Raw genomic sequence first — 23,149 nt, 5'->3', positions numbered from 1 at the left:
TGGCTCAACTCGTGCGCAGATACTGCGGCGCGGGCGGCTTGGACGCGCTGGAGTCCTTCCCCAGTGTCGCCGACAGCCATGTGTCGTAGGACGCCTGCCAGCCGCTGGCGCGGTAGCCCACCAGAATGCGATTGACCCGGCGTACCAGATCGGAGGCGTCCTTCTTCATCGCCACGCCGTAGTACTCGGTGGTGAACGCCCCGCCCTTCAGTTCGACGGTGGGGTCCTGCGCGGCCTGGCTGGCGGCGAGCGCGCCGTCGGTCACCACCGCGTCCACCTCGCCGAGTTGCAGCCTGACCAGGCAGTCGAGCTGGTTCGGGACGGTCGTGGAGATGTCCGTGGAGGAGGGCAGCGTGCCGTCCTTCCTGTCGGCGTCCAGCTTGGTGTACGCCGTCGAACCGGCCGCCGTGCAGATCCGCTGGTGCGCCAGGGTGCCGTTGTAGCCCGTGATGGACGACGACTTGGGCGCGAGGACCTGCTGTCCGGTCTTGAAGTAGGGCGCGGAGAACGCCACCTGGGACAGCCGCTCGCAGGTGATCGTCATGGTCCGCACGACCAGGTCCACCCGCCCGTCCTGTATCGCGGAGATCCGCTGGCTGGTCGGGATCGCCTTGAACTGCACCGCGCCCGGGTCGCCGAGGATGTCCTGTGCGATCCGGTGCACCAGGTCGATGTCGAAGCCCTCCAGCTCCGCGCCCTGCGTGTTCGGGTTGCGGTAGCCCCAGTGGTAGCTGTTCTGGTCGACGCCGACGATCAGTTTGCGCTTGGCGCCCGTACGGGCCTTGATCGCGTCGATGGTCGGGCCGTCCGCGTCGGACGGCGACAGGGTCTGGTTCTGCGCCTCGTCGGGCTTGCAGTCCTCGGCGCGGGCCTGCACACCGCTGGCGACGGCCTGACCGGTCCGTGCCGGACGGTGCTGCGGGGACTGCTGGGTGCACGGCAGCAGCAGGACGAACGCCAGCGCCAGCGCACACAGCACCGCCATCGCGCCGACCCCGCCCCAGCCCCGCAGGGAGGCCCGTACACGTGCCGCGTACATCGTCATGCCCCCTGTCACCGGTACTCCGAAAGCCTGCGGCCGATGCCGAACAGCGCCCCGGCCGCGCCGAGCACCGCGAGCACGGCCGCGCCCACCGGCAGCCCGGTCATGGCGTCCCGGCCGTCGCCGGCGGCCTGCTGGAACTCGGTCTGCTCGTGGTCGATGGCCCGGGCGAGGTTGGCGTCGACGCTGTCGAAGCACTCGCCGGTGGCGCCCTTGGCGCCGATCACCTTGTCCAGCGCCAGCTGGTAGTTGCCGTCCTCGTCCTCGGTGCGGGCCGCCGCGTGACGCTGCTTCCACACCGCCATGTTGCCCTCCGCCGCCTTCACCGGTGCGCCGCCGCCCTGGTCGTCGGCGAGCTTCGCCGCCCGGGTCAGACCGTTGCCGAGGGTGGTCATGTCCTTGTCGAAGTCGTAGTAGTACGCGTCGTACGTCTGCCCGTCGACCGTGATGGTCTCGGCGCCGCGCGCCACCAGACTCAGGTTCTCGTTGCCGCGTGCCTTGAGGGAGGCGATGCGGGCGTCGTGCAGAACGGTCAGCGAGCGGATGCCGTGGTCGTAGGAGCCGTTCAGCTCCGAGCGGGCCACCGCGTGCCCGACGACCAGCCACAGCAGGGCGATGGTGGTGGCGGAGGAGGCGGCGACCAGGCCGTGGTTGAGGACCCGGTTGGTGCGCCGGTAGCTGCGCTGCTGGGCCCAGCCGAGCGCGGCCAGCGCGAGCACGCCGAGCGCGATGGCGACCCACGGGTACGGGGTCGCGTCCCCGTAGTCGGCGTCGAGCCGCTGGTTCTCCTTGGTGTAGAGATCCTCCGCCGTCGGGAGCATCTCCCTCTGCATCTTCTCGTTGGCGTAGCGCAGATACGCGCCGCCGACCGGGTAGCCCTGCCGGTTGTAGGTCCGGGCGCGCTCGATGAGCCCCTTGTACGCGGGCAGCAGCTTGTTCAGCCTGGCGATGGTCGCCTCGGAGGCCGATCCCGGTTCGGCGTTCGCGGCGGCGGTCACCAGTCCCGATGCGGCCGTCTGGATGTCCTTCTCGTACCGGTCCCGGGAGGCGGCCGTCTCCTGCCCGCCGGCCAGGAAACCGCTGGAGGCGGCCGTGTTGGCGTCCGCGAGCGAGCGGTAGATGTCGGCCGCGCCGGAACTGAGCGGCTGGCTGCGGTGCAGCACGTCGTCGGCGGCGGCCGCCCGCTCACTGGCCTGCCAGGCGGTGACCGCGCCGAACGCCACGACCAGCAGCGCCAGTACGGCCCCGATCATCCGCAGCCGCCCGGGCTCGGTGGTCGCCGCGTCCCGCAGCCGGTCGACGCCCTCGGCGAACGCGGTCCGCCGGGCGGACGGGCCGGGGGGAGCCGGGCGGGCGGGCTGCGCGGGGATGCCGGGGGCGGCGGGCACGCCGGGGCCCGCCGGCGGTGGTGGTGCCGTGCTGCTCTGCGGCGCGTGTGTCACTCGACCTCCCCCAGGGTCATCCGTTCGCGCCAAGTATCGCCGCCGGGACCGACATCCGCACCGGCCTTCACTGGATCTTGATCGGATCGCAGCGTGCGCTGCTCATGAATACGCCCTGTGCAACTGTTCGGTTCCAGCGGGGCCGCCTCCCGCGCCCCGCGCCCCGCTCACCCCTTCCAGTGCACCCGCGCCCGCTCCCGCGCCTGTGCGTCCGCCCCCAGCCGGTCCAGGCCCAGCAGGGCCGCGCCCAGGACCGGGCTCGCGGTGACCACGCGGACGTCGGCCTTGGGGGCGCGGGCGGCCAGCAGGTCGCGGATGCCGTCGTCGAGCAGGGCGTGACCGGCGGTCAGGACGCTGCCGCCCAGCAGGACCGGCGTCTCCTCGTCTAGCAGGTCAAGTCGGGTCAGCGCCACCGTGGCCATCACCGCGACCTCCTCCGCGAGCCGGGCGACGATCGAGCGCGCCACCGCATCGCCCTCGGCGGCGGTCGCGAAGAGCACCGGTGTCAGCTCGTGTCGGCGGTCGTGGCCCACGTGCTCCAGGTGCAGGGCTTCGATCAGCGCGTACATGGTCGGCAGGCCGAAGTGGCCGGGCAGGGTGCGGGCGAGCGCCGTCGGCCCGCCCCGGCCGTCCTCCGCGCGCGCCGCGAACCACAGGGCCTCCTCCGCCAGCCCCCAGCCCCCGCCCCAGTCCCCGGAGATACGGCCGATGGCCGGGAAGCGCGCGGTACGGCCGTCGGGTCGCATGCCGACGCAGTTGATGCCCGCCCCGCACACCACGGCCACCCCGCGCGGCTCGGTGACACCCGCCCGCAGGATCGCGAAGGTGTCGTTGCGCACCTCCACCGACGCGCCCCAGCCGCGCGCCCCCAGCGCCGTCGCCAACTGCTCCTCCTCGACGGGGAGATCGGCGTTGGCCAGGCACGCCGAGACGTGCGAGACGGAGGTGACGCCCGCGTCCGCGAAGGCGCGCCCCACCGGTTCGGCCAGCGCCTCCAGCGCCGCCGGCACCCCGACCACGGGCGGGCGGAAGCCGCCGCCGCGAGCCGTGGCCAGCACCTCCCCGGCGGCGGTGACCACGGCCACGTCGGTCTTGCTGTTGCCCGCGTCGATGGCGAGTACCCCTGCGGGAACGGGTGAGGTCAGGCCCACGCGAGGTGCTCCCGGTTGTGTGCGATCAGCTGGTCGGTGAGGGCGTCGGCGTACGCGTACTGGCCGATGAGCGGATGGGCGAGCAGCGCGCGGAAGACGCGGTCGCGGCCGCCGCGCAGCGCCGCCTCCAGGGCCAGGTCCTCGTACGCCGTCACGTTCGCGATCAGACCGGAGAACAGGGGGTCGAGCTCGGGCACCGGCAGCGGGGCCGGGCCGGCCGGGCCGACCGCGGCCTGGACCTCGATCACTGCGTCGTCGGGGAGGAAGGGCAGCGTGCCCCGGTTGACGGCGTTCACCACCTGGTAGGGGCTGCCTCCCCCGCCCAGCAGGGCCGCCGCCAGGTCCACGGCCGCCTCCGAGTAGTAGGCGCCGCCCCGCCTGGCCAGCAGCGCCGGCTTCTCGGCCAGGGAGGGGTCGCCGTACATCGCGAGCAACTCCCGCTCCATGGCCGCCACTTCGGCAGCCCGGGACGGCTTGGTGCGCAGTTCGCGCACGACTTCGTCGTGCGCGTAGTAGTAGCGCAGGTAGTAGGAGGGGACCACGCCCAGGCGGTCCAGGAGGGGGCGCGGGAGGTGCAGGTCGTCGGCGATGGTGTCGCCGTGCCCGGCCAGCAGCTCGGGCAGGACGTTCTCGCCCTCCGGACCGCCCAGATGTACCCCCGTCTCCCACGTGAGGTGGTTGAGGCCCACGTGCCCGAGATGGACGTCGGCCGGTGCCACGCCCAGCAGGCCGGCGAACTTCCGCTGGAACCCGATCGCCACGTTGCACAGCCCCACCGCCCGGTGCCCGGCCTGGAGCAGGGCGCGGGTGACGATCCCGACCGGGTTGGTGAAGTCGATGATCCAGGCACGCGGGTTGGTACGGCGCACCTGTTCGGCGATGTCGAGGACCACCGGGACCGTGCGCAGGGCCTTGGCCAGGCCGCCCGCGCCGGTGGTCTCCTGGCCGACGCAGCCGCACTCCAGCGGCCAGGTCTCGTCCTGCTCGCGGGCGGCCTGGCCGCCGACGCGCAGCTGGAGCAGTACGGCGTCGGCGCCGTCGACGCCCGCGTCCAGGTCGGCGGTGGTGACGATCCGGCCGGGGTGTCCCTGCTTGGCGAAGATCCGCCGGGCCAGCCCGCCCACCAGCTCCAGGCGCTCGGCGGCCGGATCCACCAGGACGAGTTCCTCGATGGGCAGGGTGTCGCGCAGACGCGCGAAACCGTCGATGAGTTCGGGCGTGTAGGTCGAGCCTCCGCCCACCACAGTGAGTTTCACAGTCGGATCAACCCTTTACTCCGGTGAGGGTGACGCCCTCGACGAACGCCCTCTGGGCGAAGAAGAACACGAGGATCACGGGCGCCATGACCAGCACGGTCGCGGCCATGGTGAGGTTCCAGTCGGTGTGGTGGGCGCCCTTGAAGGACTCCAGGCCGTAGGACAGGGTCCAGGCGCCGGGGTTCTCGGACGCGTAGATCTGCGGGCCGAAGTAGTCGTTCCAGGCGTAGAAGAACTGGAAGAGGGCGACGGCCGCGATGCCCGGCCTGGCCATGGGCAGGACGACCTTCAGCAGGGTTCTGAGATCACCGCAGCCGTCAACCCTCGCCGCGTCCAGGTACTCGTTCGGGATCGTCATCAGGAACTGGCGCAGCAGGAAGACGGAGAACGCGTCGCCGAACGCCATCGGGATGACCAGCGGCCACAGCGTGCCGGACAGGTCCAGCTGCTTCGCCCAGAACAGGTACATCGGGATGATGACCACCTGCGGGGGCAGCATCATCATCGAGATCACCAGCATGAGGGACAGATTGCGGCCCCGGAAGCGGAACTTGGCGAGCGCGTACGCCACCGGGATGGACGACACCACGGTCAGGACGGTGCCGAGGCCGGCGTAGATCAGGGTGTTCTTCCACCAGGTCAGAAAGCCGGGCGTGTCGAAGACCTTCCGGTAGTTGCCCCACTCCCAGGTGTGCGGGACCAGATCGCGGCTGAGCGCCTGGGTGTCGCTCATCAGCGAGGTCAGGAACACGAACACGAACGGCAGGGTGAAGAACAGGGCTGCGGCGACGCCGAGGGAGTGGATCGCGATCCATTCGAACAGGGCCCTGCGCCGGGCGGTGCGTTCGGCCCCGGAGACGGGGGGAGCGAGCTTCACCGGCTGGTCCAGTACTTGGGTCATGGTCAGTCACCTGCCTGGATGAGACCGCCCCGGCGCCGCATCAGGAACCCGGTGAACACCATCGACAGGGCGAACAGCACCAGCGCCACCACGCAGGCCGAGCCGTAGTCGAAGCGCTGGAAGCCGAGGTTGTAGACGAGCTGGGGGAGGGTGAGCGTGGACTTGTCCGGGTAGCCGGGCTCGAACTGGGTGCCCGCGCCCTGGATCACCCCGGAGGCGACCTTTCCGGCGATCAGCGGCTGGGTGTAGTACTGCATGGTCTGGATCACGCCGGTGACGACCGCGAACATCACGATCGGGGAGATGTTCGGCAGGGTGACGTACCGGAACCGCTGCCAGGCCGAGGCCCCGTCCAGCTCGGCCGCCTCGTACTGCTCGGTCGGCACGTCCAGCAGCGCGGCCATGAAGATGACCATGAGGTCACCGATGCCCCACAGCGCCAGCAGGGTCAGGGCCGGCTTGGACCAGCTGGGGTCGTTGAACCAGCCCGGCGCCGGGACGCCCGCCTTCTCCAGGATCGAGTTGACCGGGCCCGTACCGGGGTTGAGCAGGAAGGCGAAGGCCATGGTCGCGGCGACCGGCGGGGCCAGGTACGGCAGGTAGAAGAGGGTGCGGAAGACCCCCGTGCCCGTCCTGATCCTGGTGATGAGCAGGCCGATGCCGAGTCCGAAGACGACCCGGAGCGTCACCATCACCAGCACCAGCCACAGCGTGTTGCGCAGGGCCGGCCAGAAGAGCGGGTAGTGCTCGAAGACGTAACGCCAGTTCTTCCCACCGCTCCATGTCGGCGGCCGGAAGCCGTCGTAGTGCATGAAGGAGAAATAGACCGTCGAGATCAGCGGGTACGCGAAGAAGACCGCGAAACCGATCAGCCAGGGCGACATGAAGGCGGCGGTTCTCAGGGCCGCCCGTCGGCGCTTGGACGCCAGGGTGAGCGCACTCATGGCTACTTCGCCTGCGCGATGTCCGTGTCGATCTGCGCGGCCGTCGTCTTCAGACCGGCTTTCAGATCGGTGACCTTGCCGCTTTCGTAGTCGTAGCCGAACTGCTGGATCGTCACCAGGTACTGGCCCCCGTTGATGGAGGCGGGAGTCGTGGCGGAGTTCGGGTTGGCGGCGATGTCGAGGAAGGTCTTGAACCGCGGGTCGTACGTCAGCTTCGGGGACTTCAGCGCGGCCAGCGTGGAGGGGACGTTGTGGATGCCGTTGGCGAATCCGACCACGGCGTCCGTGTCCGTGGTGATGTACTTGACGAATTCCCAGGCCGCGTTCTGCCTGTGACTGGTGGCGGCGATGCCCGCGATGGTGCCGGTGATGTAGCCCTTGCCGTACTGTGCCGCCTGGTCGTCGGGCACGGGCAGCGGGGCGACCCCGATCTCGAACTTCGGTTTGGCCTGCTCGGCCATTCCGAGCCGCCACTCGCCGTCGAGCTGCATGGCGACCTGACCGGTGTGGAAGGGGTGCTTGGGACCCCATTCGTCACCCAGGGTGGCCCGGAACTTCTCCAGCCTCTGGAATCCGCCGAGTTCGTCCACGAGCCGCTTCTGGAGCGCGAATCCCTTCTCGAACGCGGGGTCCTTGGCGAGGTTCGACTTACCGTCCCTGCCGAAGTACGTCGGCGAGAACTGGGCGAAGTAGTGCTCGGTGGTGGTCTCCCAGCCGTGGTAGTCCGGCATGAACCCGAGCTGCTTGTAGGAGCCGCCGTCGGTGACGGTCAGTTTCTTGGCGTCGGCCTCGAACTCGGACCAGGTCTTCGGCGGACCCGCGATCCCGGCCTTCCTGAACGCCGTCTTGTTGTAGTAGAGCCCGTACGCGTCACCGAGCAGCGGCACCGTGCAGCGGTTCCCGTCGAACTGGGTGTACTCGTTCATCGTCTTCGGGAAGGTCTTCTCGGGGTCGATCCCGGACTTCTTGAAGAAGGGGTTGAGGTCGACCAGCGCACCGGAGGAACAGAACTTGCCCACGTTGTTGGTGGTGAAGGACGAGATCACGTCCGGTGCCTCGGCACCGCCCGACCGCAGTGCCTGGTTGATCTTGTCGTCGGTCATGTCGCCGACGACGTGCACGTGGATGTTGGGATGCGCCTTCTCGAAGCCGGCGACCAGGGACTTGACGGCGGCCACCTCGTTCGGCGCGCTCCAGGCGTGCCAGAAGTTGATCGTGGTGTCCTTCGTGGCGTCGTCCGTGGCGCCGGAGCCGGACTGGCCGGTACAGGCGGTGGTGAGGAGGGCCAGCGAGGCGGTAAGGGCAAAAGCCGCTTTTCGGGCAGCTGAGGGTATGACTTCGGACATGGCGAGGTCTCCCAGCGGGACGGGGTGGGTGAAGAGGGGGCTCTAGCGCGAGGTGTCGAAGACCTCGTCGCGGGTGGTCACGAGCGCGGACTCCAACGCGCCGCGCAGCACGGGGTGTTCGTGGACGTCGCCGACGACCAGCCGGGGGCGGGCCGCGGCCAGCTCCTCCAGTTCGGCCTGGACGAGGGCACGCAGGACCTCGCCGCCGGCCGTCAGCGCGGAGCCGCTGAGGACGACGAGTTCGGGGTCGAGCACGGAGACGAGCGAGGCGAGACCGGTGGCGAGCCGGGTCGCGTAGGTCTGGAGCAGCTCGCGGTAGGGGCCGCCGGCGTGGTCGGCGCCCCGGGCCACGAGTTCGGCGGCGACCTCGGTGTACGACCCCGGCGGCAGGTCCTGGATGCCGAGTTCCCGGGCCAGCTTCGGTACGGCCTGGGAGCCGGCCAGCTCCTGGTAGCCGCCGCTGTTGGCCTTGGTCACCTGCCGCACCAGGGGCGTGCCCGGCACCGGCAGGAAGCCGACCTCGCCGGCGCCGCCGGTCCAGCCGCGGTGCAGCCGGCCACCGAGGACCAGGGCGGCGCCGAGGCCTTCCTGGTTCCACAGCAGCACGAAGTCCGCGTGGCCCTTGGCCGCCCCGAGTCGCTGTTCGGCGAGGGCGACGAGGTTGACGTCGTTCTCGTACTCCACCGGCGACGGCAGGGCGGCGGCGAGCTCGTCGAGCAGGGTGGGGGAGTGCCAGCCGGGCAGGTGGGAGGCGTAGCGCAGCCGGCCGGTGTTGGGGTCGAAGGCGCCCGGGGTGCCGATGACCAGCCGGTGCACGTCGGACCGGGCGAGCCCGGCGGCCTTGACGGCACCGTCGAGCGCGTCGGTGACCTGCCGGACGACGGGTTGGGCGGGCCGCCGCCCCGGGGTGGGCAGCTCGAACTCACCCACGGTCCGTCCGGTGACGTCGGCGACGGCGGCGCGGATCCGCTCCGGGGTGACGTCCAGCCCGGCGGCGTACGCGGCTGCGGGGTTGACGGCGTACAGCTGGGCGTTGGGACCCGGCCGGCCTTCGCTGGTGCCGGTGACCCGGACGAGCCCCGCCGCCTCCAGTCGGGCCAGCAGCTGGGAGGCGGTGGGCTTGGACAGGCCGGTGAGCTTCCCGATCCGGGTGCGCGACAGCGGCCCGTGCTCCAGCAGGAGGTCCAGGGCGGCGCGGTCGTTCATGGCGCGCAGGACGCGCGGGGTGCCCGGCGTACCGGCGGTTCCTGCCATGGGGTCGACACCTGCCTTTCCAGCCGCCCAGCTTCTCAGTGACCCGGGCGTGGCGTCCAGCCTTGATCACCGGCCCGGGAAGATCACTGTTAGGAAAGTTTCCTATCGCGGTGCGAGGAACGTAAGCCCAGGACGAAGGGGGCGTCAATAGACAGCGGCCCCGAGGAGACGGAGTCGTTACCTCGGGGGCGGGGCCGGGGGTCAGTTGTCCAGGAAGGGGGTGGTGTCGAGGGTGGGGTACGGCGCCGGGAGGGGGAGGGGATCGCCGAGGGTGACCTTGGTGTCGGTGGCGTAGTACGCCTCGGTGGGGTCGTCGCCGGGGAGGACCGGGTCGGTGTAGCAGTGGGCCGTTTTGGAGTGGCGGTTGATCAGGACGTAGATGGGGATGCCGGCAGCGGCGTAGGCGCGGAACTTGGGGCCGGTGTCGGTTTTGTGGTTCGTGGACGTGACCTCGCCGACCAGAGCGATCATGTCGATGGGGTACGAGCGGTGTGTCTTGAGATAGGAGTTGTCCAGATCGGTCGGCTCCCGGCGCAGGACGTAGAAGTCGGGGACTACTGCGGCGATGGTGGTGCCGTCCTTCTGGGCCGCGCGGAATCCCAAACCCATACCTGCCAAGTCAAACCCAGCGAGCGTGAACTGAACAGCGAGCTTGTAGGCGCCCTTGCTGTGGTTGTAGTTCGGCTGCGGCGGCACGATGATCGTCCCCTCGACATACTCCGGTCGAATCGGCACCGGCGATGCCTCTTCGATCGCGTTCAACAGGTCGATGGGGTCCTGCGTCATGACCGGCTCCATGATCGGTTCGGCGCTCATCGCTTCTCCTCGTCACGCTGATGCCAGGCTAAGCCCACGCTGGGCGCCCCGGCAGAACGATGGGGCACCCCTGCGCACCGCGCGCCGGAATGCCCCGTCTGTTCACTCGAACGAGTGTGCTGAACCGTTCCGCTCGCTACTTGACCGGAGGCTCCGGCTGCTGCGGAGCTATCGGCGTCGTCGCCTTGGCCTGCGCGGAGTCCGCGTTGGCGAAGACCGACGGGGCCGCCACCGAGGCCGCCGGGTCGGGCGTGTCCTCCGCGTCCTCGACCGACGTCGCGCCGCCCACGATGCGGATGTGGGCCGCGTCGAACGCCCGCTTGATGCGCCAGCGGAGTTCGCGCTCGACCGTGACCGACTTGCCCGGCATCGTCTTCGCCGAGACGCGCACCACCATCGAGTCGATCAGCACCGAGTCCAGGCCGAGGACCTCGACCGGGCTCCACAGCAGCTCGTTCCAGGGCTCTTCCTTGCTCATGTGCTCGGCGACGTCGTCCAGCGTGGCCTTGACCCGGTCCAGGTCCTCGCTCGCCTTCACCGTCACGTCGACGCCGGCCGTCGCCCAGCCCTGGGAGAGGTTGCCGATCCGCTTGACCTCGCCGTTGCGGACGTACCAGATCTCGCCGTCGGACCCGCGCAGCTTGGTCACCCGCAGCCCGACCTCGATCACCTCACCGGTGGCCACGCCCGCGTCGATCACGTCACCGACGCCGTACTGGTCCTCCAGGATCATGAACACGCCGGAGAGGAAGTCGGTGACCAGGTTCCGGGCGCCGAAACCGATCGCCACACCGGCCACACCGGCGGACGCCAGCAGCGGCGCCAGGTTGATCTTGAAGGTGGACAGCACCATCAGCGCGGCCGTACCGAGGATCAGGAAGCTCGCCACCGAGCGCAGCACCGAGCCGATCGCCTGCGACCGCTGCCGCCGTCGCTCGGCGTTGACCAGCAGCCCGCCCAGCGCCGTGCCGTTCACGGCCTCGGCGGTGCGGCCCATCCGGTCTATCAGCTTGGTTATCGCCCGCCGTACCGCCGCGCGCAGCGCGACGGCTATCACGAGGATCAGCAGGATCTGCAGACCCATCGCGAGCCATGTCGACCAGTTCTGCTCGACCCAGCTCGCCGCGTGCGTCGCGCTCTGCTGGGCGTCCTGGAGCGAGCGCACGGCCGGCTCCGTGGAGCCGGAGGGAGGGGGGGACGGGGTCGGCGACGCACCGGCGGCCAGAAGGACGGCGGGCAAGGACGACACGGCAGGTACCTCCAGGTGCTGCGTGGTCCGTGCCGGTGGGCGGTCAAGGTCTTCAAGGTCACGGAAAGGTCACCGGACGGACAGGGCCACCACACTAACGGGGCATTGTGTGAGCATCGCGCGGATCCGCCAAGGAGGGCCGCAGGAGAGACGGGACTCACCCTGGCTTGAACCGGCCATGATCCGGGGGATGAATCAGGTGTGGTCGAAAACACTCCCAGCCCGTTACCGGGACATGGTGGCGCTTCCACCAGGCATGAGGGGAGACTGACTGCAGATCGTCCCGGCGCGAGCCACGCGCCGCCGACGCCCAAGGAGGCACCCGTGCCGCATGTCCTGGTCCTCAACGCGTCGTACGAGCCGCTCGGCGTCGTACCGCTCCGCCGCGCGCTCGTCCTCGTCCTGGAGAACAAGGCAGTAGCCCTCGAGGAATCCGGCGCCTATATGCACAGCGCAACCGTCACAGTCCCCGCACCCAGCGTGGTCCGGCTCAAGCGATTCGTCCGGGTTCCCTATCGGGGGCCCGTTCCTCTCACCCGACGTGCGCTCTTCGCGCGCGACGGGGGCCGGTGCATGTACTGCGGTGGCGTCGCAACCAGCGTCGACCACGTCATCCCGCGCAGTCGCGGGGGCAAGCACGTCTGGGACAACGTGGTGGCCTCCTGCCGCCGCTGCAACCACGTGAAGGCCGACCGTCACCTCGTCGAGCTGGGGTGGCGACTGCGGCACAAACCGGCGCCGCCGACCGGGCTGGCCTGGCGCATCATCGGCACCGGGCACAGGGACCCGCGCTGGCTGCCCTACTTGCAGCCGTTCGGCGCGGACGATGCCCTGGCCCGGATCGACGGCATTTCTGCCTGACGGCGATCCGGGCCTTCGCGTACCCGCCGCACCGAGGAGCGTGCGCCGTGCCGAGGGGCGCGAACCGGCTCCGGGAGTCCCCTGTGCTCCCGTAGCCGGCGCTCACGTGTACCGCAGCTCCGCCGGGTGCGCCGTACGGCGCAACAGGGGCAGCGCGGTGGCCCGCCGCCGGCAGACAGCAGGCGTACACGCCCACGGGCACCAGCAGCGCGCCGTACGCCACCGACTCGGCGGTGCCCACGGCGAGACCGGAGAGGGTGATCACGAGGGCGACGAGGTGTGCAGCAGGGTCGACTTGCCGCTGCCGCCGGGCCCCGTCACGGCGACGATCTCGCCGCGTGCAGCTCCGCCGGGGCGCCGCGCAGCGCCCGTGTCCTGCCATGGGTCTTGACCAGGTCCCGGCCCGAGAGAACCGGGGCCGAGGTGTCCCCCTTGCGGGTCATGCTCCGTCGACCTCCGCGGTCAAAGTGGTGAGCCGGGCCGCCGTGGTGTTCATCCAGCGGAGGTCGGCGTCGAGGTGGTTGAGGGCGTAGTCGGCCGAGAGCACGGTTGCACTCGATACATGTACTGAGTGAACAGTGATCGGCGGCCGTCGGGGAGGCGTGTTCGAGTGGCTGTCGGGAGTGCCGACGCCGTCACGGGGTAGGCCTGCCGTAATCCGTTCAAAACCGCAGCATCCGAGCGCCACCCAAAAGGAGGCCCCCGTGGCCGCACCGGCTCGACTCCCGATCCCGGCCCAGTGGAAACCCGGGGCGGACCCGTCCGCCCCGACCGACGACGCAGCGCTGTGCGTGTTCAGCGCGGAGAGCGCCTGCGCCCAGGCCCCGCTGACCAGCGAGCCGCCCCTGCCCGACGCCGAGCCCCTGACCAGCGAGCCACCGCTCGCCGAGGCCACCGCGCTGACCAGCGAGTCGGACGCCTTCGCCGCGGCGCCGTACGCATCCGACCCCTACGGCGCGGGGTCGTACGAGTCCGGCACCTACGCTGCCGGGCACCACGGGTCCGGTGCCTTCGGCGCGAGGCCGTAGATGACCGCGGCGTCCGAGGACCTCGCGGACTTCCCGGACGGGGACCTGGCCCGGCTCGCCGAACTGCACGGGGTCGCCACCTCCTACAGCCCCGCCCCGGGCCGCGACGTCCCGGTCCCCGCCTCCGCCGTGGCCGCCGCCCTGGCCGCCCTCGGCGTCGACGCGGCCGGCCCCGCCGCCGTACGCACCGCCCTCGCCGCACGGGAACGCGAGCTGCGCGAGCGCCTGCTGCCGCCGACGCTCGTGCACTGGGCCGGCGACCCGCAGGGCCCCGCCGCCCTCGCCGCGCTCCCGCCCGGCAGCCGCCTGCGCATCGAGACCGAGCAGGGGGACGAGCGGGACGCGGCCGGGGAGCTCCCGCTGGGCGTCCACCGGGTGACAGCCCTCGCCCCCGACGGCCGCACGGGCCACGCCCACCTCGTCGTCGCCCCCGACCGGCTGCCCGCCCCGCCCGGCCGCTCCTACGGCCTCCTCGTCCAGCTGTACTCCCTGCTCTCCCGCCGCTCCTGGGGCATGGGCGACCTCGGCGACCTCGCCGAACTGGCCGGCTGGGCCGCACGCACCGCCGGCGCCGGATTCGTCCAGGTCAACCCGCTGCACGCGGCCGTACCCGGCGCCCCCACCGACCCCTCCCCGTACCGCCCCTCCTCCCGCCGCTTCCCCGACCCGGTACACCTGCGGATCGAGGACATCCCCGAGTACGCGTACGTCACGGACCGCGAGCGGCCGGCCGCCCTGCTGGAGCGGGCCGAACGGCTGCGCGCCGACGTCCTGGACAAGGGCGCCCTCATCGACCGCGACGCGGTGTGGGAGCTGAAGCGGGAAGCGCTGGAGACGGTCCTGCGGGTCCCCCTGCCCCCCGGCCGGCAGGCCGCCTACGACGCCTTCCGGGCCGCCCACGGCCAGGCCCTCGACGACCACGCCACCTGGTACGCCCTCGCCGAGATCCACGGCGCCGACTGGCAGCGGTGGCCGTCGGCCCTGCGGGATCCCCGTTCGGCCGAGACCGCCCGCGCCCGCGCCGAGCTCTCCGAACGGGTCGAGTTCCACGCCCGCCTCGCCTGGCTCACCGACGTCCAGCTCCGCGCCGCCCAGCGCGCCGCCCGCGAGGCCGGCATGCCCGTCGGGATCGTGCACGACCTCGCCGTCGGCGTGCACCCCGTCGGCGCCGACGCCTGGGCGCAGCAGGACGTGTTCGCCGCCGGCACGTCCGTCGGCGCCCCACCCGACGCCTTCAACGCCCGCGGCCAGGACTGGGGCCTGCCCCCCTGGCGCCCCGACCGCCTCGCCACCTCCGGATACGCCCCCTACCGCGAGCTGCTGCGCGCCCTGTTCCGCTACGCCGGCGCCCTGCGCATCGACCACGTCATGGGCCTGTTCCGGCTCTGGTGGGTCCCCCAGGGCAGCCCGCCCACCGGCGGCACCTACGTCCGCTACGACGCCGACGCCATGCTCGCGATCCTCGCCCTGGAGGCCACCCGCGCCGGGGCCGTCGTCATCGGCGAGGACCTCGGCACCGTCGAACCCGGCGTACGCGAGACGCTCGCACGGCGCGGGGTGCTCGGCACCTCGGTCCTCTGGTTCGAACGCGACTGGGACGGCGACGGCCACCCCCTGCCCCCCGACCGCTGGCGCGCCGACTGCCTGGCCACCGCAACGACCCACGACCTGCCGCCCACCGCCGCCCGGCTCACCGGCGACCACGTCGACCTGCGCGACCGCCTGGGCCTGCTCACCCGCCCGGCACCCGAGGAACGCGCCGAGGCCACCGCCGACACCGCCGAGTGGCTCGCCCTGCTGGGCAGCCTCGGCCTGCTGGACCTGACCGCCGCCGGACCGCCCGGCTCCGACGAGGAGGAGGAGATCCGCGCCGTCCACCGCTTCCTGCTGCGCACCCCGGCCCGGCTGATCGGCGTCTGGCTCCCGGACGGCGTCGGCGACCGACGCCCGCAGAACCTCCCGGGGACCTGGGACCAGTACCCGAACTGGCGGCTGCCGATCGCGGACCGCGAGGGCCGCCCGGTGCCGCTGGAGGAACTGACGGCCTCCCCCCGGCTGAGGGCGCTGCTCCGTGTCTTCGAGCAGGTCGGAGACGGGTGACTCACCCGTACGGTACCCCGGGCGCGTGCCCGTCCGGGTGGTTCGCTAACTTGAGATCGTGGACAAGAAGAACGCCCTGCGCGCCGGCGCCCTGGCCGCCGGTACGACGCTGATGATGCTGCTCATGTCGTCCCCCGCGCTCGCGCTGACCCGCGACGACGGCGACGACCCCGGCCCCGGCCTGAGCGTCATCCAGACGCTGGGCCTCTACGTGCTGCTCCCGCTCGCGCTGTTCGCGGTCATCGCCGGTCTGGTGATGGCGCTGGACAAGTCCAAGATCAGGACGATCAAGCCCTCGTCCAGCGTGAAGCCCGAGGCCGACGCCAAGGCCTGACCGGCCACTGCTTCTCCACCGGGGGCGCCCGCCCTCCCACGGTTACGCGCGCGCCGACGCCGTACCCGGGCGAGATGGGCGCCCTCGGCGTTTGCGCCGAGTGTGAGGCCCGGGTCCCGCTGCCCCCAGACTGTCTTGCCCATGCCCAGGTGCGGATGCGCCCACAGTTCTTGTTCAGGGATTCGGCGCCGTCAGATATCGCTGTACCGTCGGCCCCAGCCACGCCAGCAGTTCCTCGTGTGGTAGTTCCCGGGCTGCCGGGAGGCGCAGTACGTAGCGGGTGAGGGCCAGTCCGAGGAGTTGGGTGGCGCACAGGGCGGCTCGTGCCGGGGCCTGGTCGGGGTCGGGGCACACCTGCTCGGCCAGTGGCAGCAGCTGGTCCCGGAAGATGCCCTGCATCCGCTCGGCGCCGGCCGGGTTGGTGGCGCCGACCCGGAGGACGGCCGTCAGCTTCTCGTTCCCCTCCCAGAGGTCGAGGAAGTGGGCCACCAGGGTCCGGCCCACCTCTTCCCGGGGCGCTTGCGTCAGGTCGGGGAGGCGCAGATCCAGCGCGACGGCCGCGGCGAAGAGGCCCTCCTTGCTGCCGTAGTAGCGCATCACCATGGACGGGTCGATGCGTGCGTCCCGGGCGATCGCCCGGATGGTGGCCCGCTCGTAGCCGTCGGCGGCGAATCGCTCCCGGGCCGCGTCGAGGATGGCGGTACGGGTGGCGTCGGAGCGGCGCGCCTGGCTCGTTTTCGTGCTGCCGGCCCTGCCAGTCATGTCAACGAGCGTAGGCCGACGCGCGTGGGGCCAACAACTGTTGACTCGGCCGTCAGTCCGTTCTACCGTTGCCAACAAGCGTTGACCAACAAGCGTTGGCACCCTCAGGAGGCCCACCATGAACGGCGCCAAGGGAAACATCGTCATCGTCGGCTCCGGCCCCACCGGCCTGCTCCTCGCCGGTGACCTCGCCTCCGCCGGCGTCCCGGTCACCGTCCTCGAGAAGCGCCCGCACAAGATCAGCAACCTCTCCCGCGCCTTCGTCCTCCACGCCCGCACCCTGGAACAGCTCGACGCCCGCGGCCTCGCCGACGACCTCGAAAAGGCCGGCCGACCCCTCGACCGCCTCAACCTCTTCGGCCGGCTCACCGTCGACCTCGCCGCCCTCCCCTCCCGGTTCAACCACCTCCTCGTCCTGCCGCAGTACGAGGTCGAGGAGGTCCTGGAGCGCCGAGCGGTCGAGGCGGGCGTCGACTTCCGCCACGAGACCGAGCTGAGCGGGCTCACCCAGGACGCCGACGGGGTGACCGTCGAGGCGCGCGGACCCGAGGGTCGTACGGAGACGTTCCGGGCCGCGTACGTCGTCGGCGCCGACGGCATGCGCAGCGCCGTACGGGACGCGATCGGGCTGCCCTTCCCGGGCAGGTCGGTGATCCGGTCCGTGGTCCTCGCCGACGTACGGCTGGCCGAGGAGCCGCCGACCCTGCTCACCGTCAACGCCGTCGGCGACGCCTTCGCCTTCCTCGCGCCGTTCGGCGACGGCTACCACCGGGTGATCGGCTGGCACCGCGGCCGCAACGTCCCCGACACCGAGCCGCTGGACCTGGCGGAGATCCAGGAGATCACCCGGCTCGCCCTCGGCCGGGACTTCGGGATGCACGACGCCCGCTGGATGTCCCGCTTCCACAGCGGCGAACGGCAGGCGCCCGCCTACCGGGTCGGCCGGGTCTTTCTGGCGGGCGACGCCGCCCACGTGCACACCCCGGCCGGCGGCCAGGGCATGAACACCGGGCTCCAGGACGCGGCCAACCTGAGCTGGAAGCTCGCGGCGGTCGTCACCGGCCACGCCCGCCCCGCGCTGCTCGACACCTACCAGGCCGAGCGGCACCCCGTGGGCAGGTCGGTGCTGCGCAGCAGCGGCGGGATCGTCCGCCTCGCCATGGCCAAGCGCCCCTGGACCCTCGCGGCCCGTTCCGCGCTCACCGCGTTCCTCGACGCCGTCGGTCCCGCCCGGCGCAAGGTCGCCGGCCAGGTCACCGGCATCGGCTACCGCTACCCCGCACCGCGCGGTGCTCACCGCCTCACCGGCACCCGGGTCCCGGACGTCGCCCTGGCCGGCGGCGGCCGCCTCTACGAGGCCCTGCGCGGTGGCCGGTTCGTGCTGATCACCCCGGAGCCGTACGGGGCGGGGCCCGGCCGCGCGGACCGGCTGGCCGTGGCGCACTGGGCGAGCGGCCGCCGTACGACCGTGCTGGTCCGCCCCGACGGCTACGCGGCCTGGGCCGCCGACTCGGCCGGCGCGGCGGAGATCGAGGCGGCGCTCACCGCGCACCTCGGGGGCTGAGCCCGCCCCGGTACGACGCCTGCCGCCCCAGTGCGGCCCTCCCGCCCTAGTGCGGCGCCTCCAGCGTCCCCGCGAGCAACTCCCGCAGCAGGTCGGCCAGTTGGCCGACCTGTTCGTCGTCCAGGCGGGACAGGGCCTCCGTCTGGACCGTGAGGCCCGCGCCGACGGCCCGGTCGATGACGTCCAGCCCCTTCTCGGTCAGCGTGACCTGGAGGCCCCGGCGGTCGTGCGGATCGGGGGAGCGGCGCAGCAGGCCGGCCTTCTCCAGCTTGTCGAGGCGCCCGGTCATCCCACCGGTGGTGAGCATGAGGGTGGCCGAGAGCTGGCGCGGCGAGAGGGTGTGCGGCTCGCCGGCCCGGCGCAGGGTCGCGAGCACGTCGAACTCGCCGCGTGAGATGCCGTAGGGCTGGTAGGCCTTCTCCATGCGGTCGCCCATGGTGCGGGAGAGGCGGTAGATCCGCCCGAAGACCTCCATCGCCCTGGAGTCGAGATCGGGTCGCACGGCCGCCCACTGGTCGATGATCGCGTCGACGGAATCCTTGCCTGCACTCATGCGCCGAGTATCGCCTTCCGGGCGGTCGCCAGCAAGAAAGTAGCTTGATGGAAAGTTGCTTAGTGCTAAGCTACTTGCCATCGAGTCACTTCTAGGGGGCATGGTGGAAAGAAAGAGCGAGCGCATACCCGGCGAATGGGCCCTGCCCGTCACCGCCGCCGTCAACGGCATCGGCACCGGCATGTACGTCCCGTTCACGCTGGTCTTCTTCCACGCCGTCACCGGGCTGTCCTTCACGGTCGTGGGCGCCGTGCTCACCGCGACCGGCCTCGCCGGCATCGCCGTACTCCCGCTCGCCGGTACGGCGGTGGACCGGTACGGCGCGAAGCAGGTGCAGTACGTTCTGTACGGCATCCGGGTCGCCGGCTTCGCCCTCTACCCGTTCGCCCACTCCCTCCCCGCCTTCGCCGCCGTCGCCCTGGTCACGGCCGCCGCCGACCGGGCCTTCCCGGCGGCCCAGCAGTCCCTGATCGGCGAGGTGGCGAGCGGGGCGGGGCAGGACCGGCTGCAGGCGTCGACACGCGCCCTGCAGAACGCCGGCAACGGGGCGGGTGCGCTGCTGGCCACGCTGGTCATCTCCCTCGCGGGCAGCGCCGGTTACACGTACGCGGCCTGGGGCAACGCCCTGTCCTTCATGCTCGCGGCGCTGCTGCTGCGGCCCCTGCGCCCCCTGCGGCGGGTGCGGACGGCCGGTGCGCCCACGGCCCCGGCCCCGGCCGCGGCCCCGCGCCCCTCGGGCGCCGGCTACCGGCTCGTCCTCGCCGACCGGCCCTTCCTGGTCGTCACCGGCGCCAACTTCCTGAACGCGCTGAGCTATTCGGCGCTGTCGGTCCTGTTCCCCCTGTTCATGGTGGAGTGGCTGCACGGGCCCTCGGTGCTCACCGGTACCGCCTTCACCCTCAACACCGTGCTGTGCGCGGTCGCCGGTGTCGGTGTCGGCGCGCGGGTCCGCGGGGCCGGGGCACGGCGCACCCGGGCGGCGGCGCTGGGCGGGGGGCTGTTCGCGACCGCCTTCGCCGCGCAGATCGTGCTCGGCACCGTGCGGCCGGCCTCGGACGTGGTCCTCGGCGGGGCCATGGTCGCCGTGGTCGTCGTCTACACCCTCGGCGAGCTGATCCACAGCCCCGCGGCCCAGGTGCTCGCGGTGGCGGCGGCGCCGGAGGCGGTGCGCGGCCGGTATCTGGCGGCGTACCAGATGTCCTGGTCGCTGGCGAAGGCCGTGGCGCCCTCCCTGTTCACGGCCCTGCTCGCCCTGGACGGCCGGGCGCCGTGGGCCGTCCTCGTCGTGACCTCGGCGGTGGCCGCCGCCCTCCTGATCCGGACGGAATCCCGACTGCCGGCGGAGGCGGTACGACCGCTGCCGACGACAGTGGTACGACCGCTGCCGGCGACGGTGGTCCAGGGCGGCGCCGCCGCCCCCGCCCTCGCCGCTGCCGAAGGTGACGGGGGAACCAGGGGGACCCGGCCGTGAAGCGATCCCTGACCGTCCCGCTCACCGCGCTCGCCCCCGTCTCCTGGGGCACCACCTACGCCGTCACCACCACCTTCCTGCCGCCGGACCGCCCCCTGTTCACGGCTCTCCTGCGGGCCCTGCCCGCCGGACTGCTCCTGCTGGCGCTGACCCGGGTGCTGCCGCGGGGCCGCTGGTGGTGGCGGTCGGTGGTGCTCGGCGTGCTGAACATCGGCGCCTTCTTCCCACTGCTGTTCGTGTCGGCGTACCGGCTGCCCGGCGGTATGGCCGCCGTCGTCGGCTCGGTGCAGCCGCTGTTCGTCGTCGGCCTCTCGGCGCTGCTGCTCGGACAGCGGCCGGCCCCGCGCACGCTCGCCACCGGCGTCGCGGCCGCCCTCGGCGTCAGCCTCGTCGTCCTCCAGGGCACCGGCACGCTCGACGTCTTGGGCGTGCTCGCGGCCGTGGCCTCCACCGCCTCGATGGCCGCCGGTACGGTGCTGACCAAGCGGTGGAGCCGCCCGGACGGCGTGGGCCCGCTGGCGCTCACCGGCTGGCAGCTCACCGCGGGCGGCCTGCTCATCGCGCCGCTCGCCGTCCTGGCCGAGGGTGCCCCGCCCGCCCTGGACGCCCGTGCCGTCGGCGGCTACCTCTATCTCGCCCTGGCCAACACGGCGGTGGCGTACTGGCTCTGGTTCCGTGGCATCGGCCGGCTCACCGCCACCCAGGTCGCCTTCCTCGGTCCGCTCTCCCCGCTCACCGCCGCCGTCGTCGGCTGGGCGGCCCTCGGCCAGGTGCTCGCACCGCTGCAGGTGGCGGGCATGGCGCTGGCGTTCGGCGCGACGCTCGCGGGACAGCTCGGTGGAGGCGGGAGCCGACCGTCCAGTTCAACCGGATCGTTCAGTCTGACTGAAAAGACTGCTCGAAAAGATTCGATGGACCTTATGGATCCGAGGCTGCGACGGTAGGAACACGGACACCCACCCACCGAAAGGAGTCCCGTGGCCGCCGTCCTCCCCAGGACCACCACCACCTCCACCTCCACCACCCCCGCCCGCAAGGCCACCGCCCCCGCGGCCGGTCTCGCCCTCGCCGCGCTCGCCACCCTCGTCTGGTCCGGCAGCTTCGTCACCTCCCGCGGTCTGCACGACAGCGTCCCGCCCGTCCAGCACGCCTTCTGGCGCTGGGCGATCGCGCTGGTGGCGGTGGCCCCCTTCGGCGCCCGGCAGGCCTGGCGGCAACGGGCCCTGCTGCGCCGCCACGCCCGCTACGTCCTCCTCGCCTCCGTCCTCGGCGTGGCCACCTACAACACCCTGGTCAACCAGGCCGGACTGACCACCCCCGCCGCCACCATGGGCATGATCATGGCCGCCTCCCCGGTGCTCATGGCGGTGTTCGAACGGCTGGGCGGCGTACGGCTCGGCGCACGCCGCACCACCGGGCTGCTGATCGCCTGCGCGGGCGTGACGCTGCTCGTGGCCGGTGGCGCGGAGTTCTCGTCCGGCGATCTGTGGATGATCGCGGCCGCCTGCTGCTTCGCCGCCTACAGCGCGCTGCTGCGCCGCAAGCCGGCCGAACTGACCGGCACCGGCTTCCTGTTCACCACGTTCCTGACCGGCACGGCCCTCCTGCTGCCCGCACAGGCGGTGAGCGTGACCGTACAGGGCTCCTTCCACCCCACCGCCGCCACCGTCCTGCCCCTCCTGTATGTCGGCGTCGCGTCCTCCGCGGTGGCCTTCTTCGCCTGGAACAAGGCCATCGCCCTCCTCGGCGCGACCCGCGCGGGCATCGTCTACCACCTCCAGCCGGTCTGTGTGGCCCTGCTGTCCTGGGCCGTGCTCGGTGAGACGACGGGCCTGCCGCAGCTGCTGTCGATGGCGCTGATCCTGGGCGGGGTGGTCCTGGGCGCGGGTTCACGCCGCTGACGTGTAGCTTTCCCGGCATGGCCGAGTGGGACATCCGAAAGCTGCAGATCCTGCGCACCCTGCGCGAGCGCGGCACCGTGACCGCGACGGCCGAGGCCCTGCACATGACCCCGTCCGCGGTGTCCCAGCAGCTCACCAATCTCGCCCGGCAACTCGGCGTGCCCCTGCTCGAGGCGCGGGGCCGCCGGGTACGGCTCACCGACGCGGCCCGCCTGGTACTGGCTCACACCGAGCCGGTCTTCGAGCAACTGGAGCGCATGGAGGCCGCGTTGGCGGCGTACCTCCACGGGGAGGCGGGGGAGGTCCGGGTCGGTGCGTTCCCGACGTCCGTACCCGCCCTGGTCGTACCGGCCGTACGGGCCCTGCGGGACACGCATCCCGGGGTGACCGTCCGGGTGACGGAGGCGGAGGCCGCCGAGGCCTACGACCTGCTGGCCGCCGGCGAGGTCGACCTCGCCCTGTCCCTGGCGGCGTCGGCCCCCAGCGCGGCGGACCCCCGCTTCACCCAAGTCCCTCTGCTGGCCGACCCCTTGGACGTGGCCCTGCCGCCGGACCACCCGCTCGCCCGCGCGGACTCCCTGAACCTGACCGACCTCGCCGCCGATCCCTGGATCTTCGGCGGCAGCGGTCCCTGGTCCGACATCACCCGCCGCGCCTGCGAGGCAGCCGGCTTCAGCCCCCACCAGGGCCACTCGGCCTCCGGCTGGACCGCGATCCTCGCCATGGTCGAGGCGGGCATGGGCGTGGCCCTGGTCCCCAGGCTGGCCGCGGGCCGCCGGGACGGCGTGGTGATGCGCGACCTCGGGCCGGACGGGCCGGTGCGGCATGTGACGGCGGCGGTGCGCAGGGGTGGGGAGACGGGGCGGGCGGTGGCCCGGGTGCTGGAGACGCTGCGGGCGGTGGCCGCCGGCTGAGGGCCTGTCGGCAGCGGGAGAGGCGTCCTGCGTGCTGAGGGCAGGCCGGCAGGGGCAAGGGGCGCCCGGCGCGCTGGAGGCCGGTCGGCAGGGAAGAGGGCGCTCGGCGCATGGGCTGGGCGCTCTGGGTGCCGTGTCTACTCGCCTGCCGCTGCGTCCGCCGCCTGGACCTTCGGGGTCGGCCGAAAGAGCGCCCGGCGTGTTGAAGGCCGGTCGGCAGGGGCAAGGGCGCCCGGTGCATGGGCCGGGCGCCCTGTGCC

Annotated in this window: 21 protein-coding genes and 2 pseudogenes; 9 read left to right on the top strand and 14 right to left on the bottom strand. The window is 72.2% G+C overall.

Going from position 1 to position 23,149, the window contains the following annotated elements; genetic code table 11:
* Window positions 1-4: 4 nt before the first annotated feature.
* The 10 genes from ACFYZB_RS37625 to ACFYZB_RS37580 all read right to left on the bottom strand — a co-directional run bounded on the left by ACFYZB_RS37625 (window position 5) and on the right by ACFYZB_RS37580 (window position 11,401).
* Complete coding sequence (locus ACFYZB_RS37625) at window positions 5-1,039, bottom strand: glutamate ABC transporter substrate-binding protein (protein WP_351212949.1); 1,035 nt, start codon at window positions 1,037-1,039, stop codon at window positions 5-7.
* Window positions 1,040-1,053: 14 nt separating this feature from the next.
* Window positions 1,054-2,484: a hypothetical protein gene (locus ACFYZB_RS37620; RefSeq protein ID WP_388766130.1), complete on the bottom strand. Its 1,431-nt coding sequence runs from the start codon at window positions 2,482-2,484 to the stop codon at window positions 1,054-1,056.
* A gap of 167 nt (window positions 2,485-2,651) precedes the next feature.
* Complete coding sequence (locus ACFYZB_RS37615; RefSeq protein ID WP_388766128.1) at window positions 2,652-3,635, bottom strand: N-acetylglucosamine kinase; 984 nt, start codon at window positions 3,633-3,635, stop codon at window positions 2,652-2,654.
* Window positions 3,626-4,891, bottom strand: a complete 1,266-nt coding sequence (locus ACFYZB_RS37610) for a 6-phospho-beta-glucosidase (RefSeq protein ID WP_388766126.1) — start codon at window positions 4,889-4,891, stop codon at window positions 3,626-3,628. Before ACFYZB_RS37610 ends, ACFYZB_RS37615 begins: the two co-directional genes overlap by 10 nt.
* Window positions 4,892-4,898: 7 nt before the next feature.
* Window positions 4,899-5,792, bottom strand: a complete 894-nt coding sequence (locus tag ACFYZB_RS37605; protein ID WP_388766125.1) for a carbohydrate ABC transporter permease — start codon at window positions 5,790-5,792, stop codon at window positions 4,899-4,901.
* A 2-nt stretch (window positions 5,793-5,794) separates the two neighbouring features.
* Entirely contained in the window at window positions 5,795-6,736 is a 942-nt protein-coding gene (locus tag ACFYZB_RS37600; protein WP_388766123.1) for a carbohydrate ABC transporter permease, read from the bottom strand.
* Between the two features lie 2 nt (window positions 6,737-6,738).
* Window positions 6,739-8,082, bottom strand: a complete 1,344-nt coding sequence (locus tag ACFYZB_RS37595; RefSeq protein WP_388766121.1) for an ABC transporter substrate-binding protein — start codon at window positions 8,080-8,082, stop codon at window positions 6,739-6,741.
* A gap of 42 nt (window positions 8,083-8,124) precedes the next feature.
* Window positions 8,125-9,336, bottom strand: a complete 1,212-nt coding sequence (locus ACFYZB_RS37590; protein ID WP_351212937.1) for an ROK family transcriptional regulator — start codon at window positions 9,334-9,336, stop codon at window positions 8,125-8,127.
* Between the two features lie 201 nt (window positions 9,337-9,537).
* On the bottom strand, window positions 9,538-10,152 hold the full coding sequence (locus ACFYZB_RS37585) for a Uma2 family endonuclease (protein WP_388766119.1): 615 nt from the start codon (window positions 10,150-10,152) through the stop codon (window positions 9,538-9,540).
* A 136-nt stretch (window positions 10,153-10,288) separates the two neighbouring features.
* On the bottom strand, window positions 10,289-11,401 hold the full coding sequence (locus ACFYZB_RS37580) for a mechanosensitive ion channel family protein (protein WP_388766117.1): 1,113 nt from the start codon (window positions 11,399-11,401) through the stop codon (window positions 10,289-10,291).
* A gap of 324 nt (window positions 11,402-11,725) precedes the next feature.
* Here ACFYZB_RS37580 and ACFYZB_RS37575 point away from each other — a divergent pair, with 324 nt between their 5' ends.
* The gene (locus ACFYZB_RS37575; protein WP_388766116.1) at window positions 11,726-12,262 is read left to right on the top strand and encodes an HNH endonuclease; all 537 of its coding nucleotides are present in this window, start codon (window positions 11,726-11,728) and stop codon (window positions 12,260-12,262) included.
* A 279-nt stretch (window positions 12,263-12,541) separates the two neighbouring features.
* Here the strand turns inward: ACFYZB_RS37575 and ACFYZB_RS37570 are convergent.
* A pseudogene (locus tag ACFYZB_RS37570) lies at window positions 12,542-12,705 on the bottom strand (ABC transporter ATP-binding protein); the annotation flags it as partial.
* Window positions 12,702-12,815 (bottom strand): annotated as a pseudogene (locus ACFYZB_RS37565) (PadR family transcriptional regulator); the annotation flags it as partial. The pseudogenes ACFYZB_RS37570 and ACFYZB_RS37565, both read right to left, overlap by 4 nt.
* Window positions 12,816-12,966: 151 nt before the next feature.
* Between ACFYZB_RS37565 and ACFYZB_RS37560 the strand changes: the two are divergent.
* Genes ACFYZB_RS37560 through ACFYZB_RS37550 form a run of 3 tightly spaced genes read left to right on the top strand, consistent with a single transcriptional unit; the run spans window position 12,967 to window position 15,724 of the window.
* Window positions 12,967-13,290 (top strand): hypothetical protein, encoded by a 324-nt coding sequence (locus ACFYZB_RS37560; protein WP_351212927.1) that lies wholly within the window; start codon window positions 12,967-12,969, stop codon window positions 13,288-13,290.
* Window positions 13,291-15,390: a 4-alpha-glucanotransferase gene (gene malQ / locus ACFYZB_RS37555; RefSeq protein WP_388766115.1), complete on the top strand. Its 2,100-nt coding sequence runs from the start codon at window positions 13,291-13,293 to the stop codon at window positions 15,388-15,390. It abuts the gene before it with no gap.
* Between the two features lie 58 nt (window positions 15,391-15,448).
* Window positions 15,449-15,724 carry a hypothetical protein gene (locus ACFYZB_RS37550; RefSeq protein WP_388766114.1) on the top strand — a complete coding sequence of 92 codons (276 nt, stop codon included), beginning with the start codon at window positions 15,449-15,451 and terminating at the stop codon, window positions 15,722-15,724.
* 174 nt (window positions 15,725-15,898) lie between these two features.
* Here ACFYZB_RS37550 and ACFYZB_RS37545 read toward each other — a convergent pair whose 3' ends face one another.
* Entirely contained in the window at window positions 15,899-16,486 is a 588-nt protein-coding gene (locus tag ACFYZB_RS37545) for a TetR family transcriptional regulator (protein WP_388766113.1), read from the bottom strand.
* 118 nt (window positions 16,487-16,604) lie between these two features.
* Here ACFYZB_RS37545 and ACFYZB_RS37540 point away from each other — a divergent pair, with 118 nt between their 5' ends.
* Complete coding sequence (locus ACFYZB_RS37540) at window positions 16,605-18,050, top strand: FAD-dependent monooxygenase (RefSeq protein ID WP_388766111.1); 1,446 nt, start codon at window positions 16,605-16,607, stop codon at window positions 18,048-18,050.
* Between the two features lie 46 nt (window positions 18,051-18,096).
* Here the strand turns inward: ACFYZB_RS37540 and ACFYZB_RS37535 are convergent, their stop codons facing one another.
* Entirely contained in the window at window positions 18,097-18,603 is a 507-nt protein-coding gene (locus ACFYZB_RS37535) for a MarR family winged helix-turn-helix transcriptional regulator (RefSeq protein WP_388766110.1), read from the bottom strand.
* Between the two features lie 100 nt (window positions 18,604-18,703).
* Between ACFYZB_RS37535 and ACFYZB_RS37530 the strand changes: the two genes are divergently transcribed.
* Genes ACFYZB_RS37530 through ACFYZB_RS37515 form a run of 4 tightly spaced genes read left to right on the top strand, consistent with a single transcriptional unit; the run spans window position 18,704 to window position 22,889 of the window.
* A complete protein-coding gene (locus ACFYZB_RS37530; protein WP_388766107.1) occupies window positions 18,704-20,074 on the top strand; it encodes an MFS transporter in 1,371 nt (456 codons plus the stop codon).
* Window positions 20,071-21,018, top strand: a complete 948-nt coding sequence (locus tag ACFYZB_RS37525) for an EamA family transporter (RefSeq protein ID WP_388766106.1) — start codon at window positions 20,071-20,073, stop codon at window positions 21,016-21,018. Before ACFYZB_RS37530 ends, ACFYZB_RS37525 begins: the two co-directional genes overlap by 4 nt.
* Window positions 21,019-21,051: 33 nt before the next feature.
* Window positions 21,052-21,975: a DMT family transporter gene (locus ACFYZB_RS37520; protein ID WP_388766104.1), complete on the top strand. Its 924-nt coding sequence runs from the start codon at window positions 21,052-21,054 to the stop codon at window positions 21,973-21,975.
* Between the two features lie 17 nt (window positions 21,976-21,992).
* Window positions 21,993-22,889, top strand: a complete 897-nt coding sequence (locus ACFYZB_RS37515; RefSeq protein ID WP_388766102.1) for a LysR family transcriptional regulator — start codon at window positions 21,993-21,995, stop codon at window positions 22,887-22,889.
* Window positions 22,890-23,149 lie beyond the last annotated feature (260 nt).

The sequence above is a fragment of the Streptomyces sp. NPDC001852 genome, assembly GCF_042891825.1.
GTDB lineage: Bacteria > Actinomycetota > Actinomycetes > Streptomycetales > Streptomycetaceae > Streptomyces.
The sequence above is the reverse complement of the archived record's forward strand: the minus strand, read 5'-3'. Positions and strand labels throughout refer to the sequence as shown.

Coding starts and splice junctions, on each gene's coding strand:
- malQ (WP_388766115.1), top strand. CDS start 13,291: ATGACCGCGGCGTCCGAGGACCTCGCGGACTTCCCGGACGGGGACCTG.
- ACFYZB_RS37595 (WP_388766121.1), bottom strand. CDS start 8,082: ATGTCCGAAGTCATACCCTCAGCTGCCCGAAAAGCGGCTTTTGCCCTT.
- ACFYZB_RS37590 (WP_351212937.1), bottom strand. CDS start 9,336: ATGGCAGGAACCGCCGGTACGCCGGGCACCCCGCGCGTCCTGCGCGCC.
- ACFYZB_RS37535 (WP_388766110.1), bottom strand. CDS start 18,603: ATGAGTGCAGGCAAGGATTCCGTCGACGCGATCATCGACCAGTGGGCG.
- ACFYZB_RS37600 (WP_388766123.1), bottom strand. CDS start 6,736: ATGAGTGCGCTCACCCTGGCGTCCAAGCGCCGACGGGCGGCCCTGAGA.
- ACFYZB_RS37605 (WP_388766125.1), bottom strand. CDS start 5,792: ATGACCCAAGTACTGGACCAGCCGGTGAAGCTCGCTCCCCCCGTCTCC.
- ACFYZB_RS37585 (WP_388766119.1), bottom strand. CDS start 10,152: ATGAGCGCCGAACCGATCATGGAGCCGGTCATGACGCAGGACCCCATC.
- ACFYZB_RS37545 (WP_388766113.1), bottom strand. CDS start 16,486: ATGACTGGCAGGGCCGGCAGCACGAAAACGAGCCAGGCGCGCCGCTCC.
- ACFYZB_RS37540 (WP_388766111.1), top strand. CDS start 16,605: ATGAACGGCGCCAAGGGAAACATCGTCATCGTCGGCTCCGGCCCCACC.
- ACFYZB_RS37515 (WP_388766102.1), top strand. CDS start 21,993: ATGGCCGAGTGGGACATCCGAAAGCTGCAGATCCTGCGCACCCTGCGC.
- ACFYZB_RS37625 (WP_351212949.1), bottom strand. CDS start 1,039: ATGTACGCGGCACGTGTACGGGCCTCCCTGCGGGGCTGGGGCGGGGTC.
- ACFYZB_RS37530 (WP_388766107.1), top strand. CDS start 18,704: ATGGTGGAAAGAAAGAGCGAGCGCATACCCGGCGAATGGGCCCTGCCC.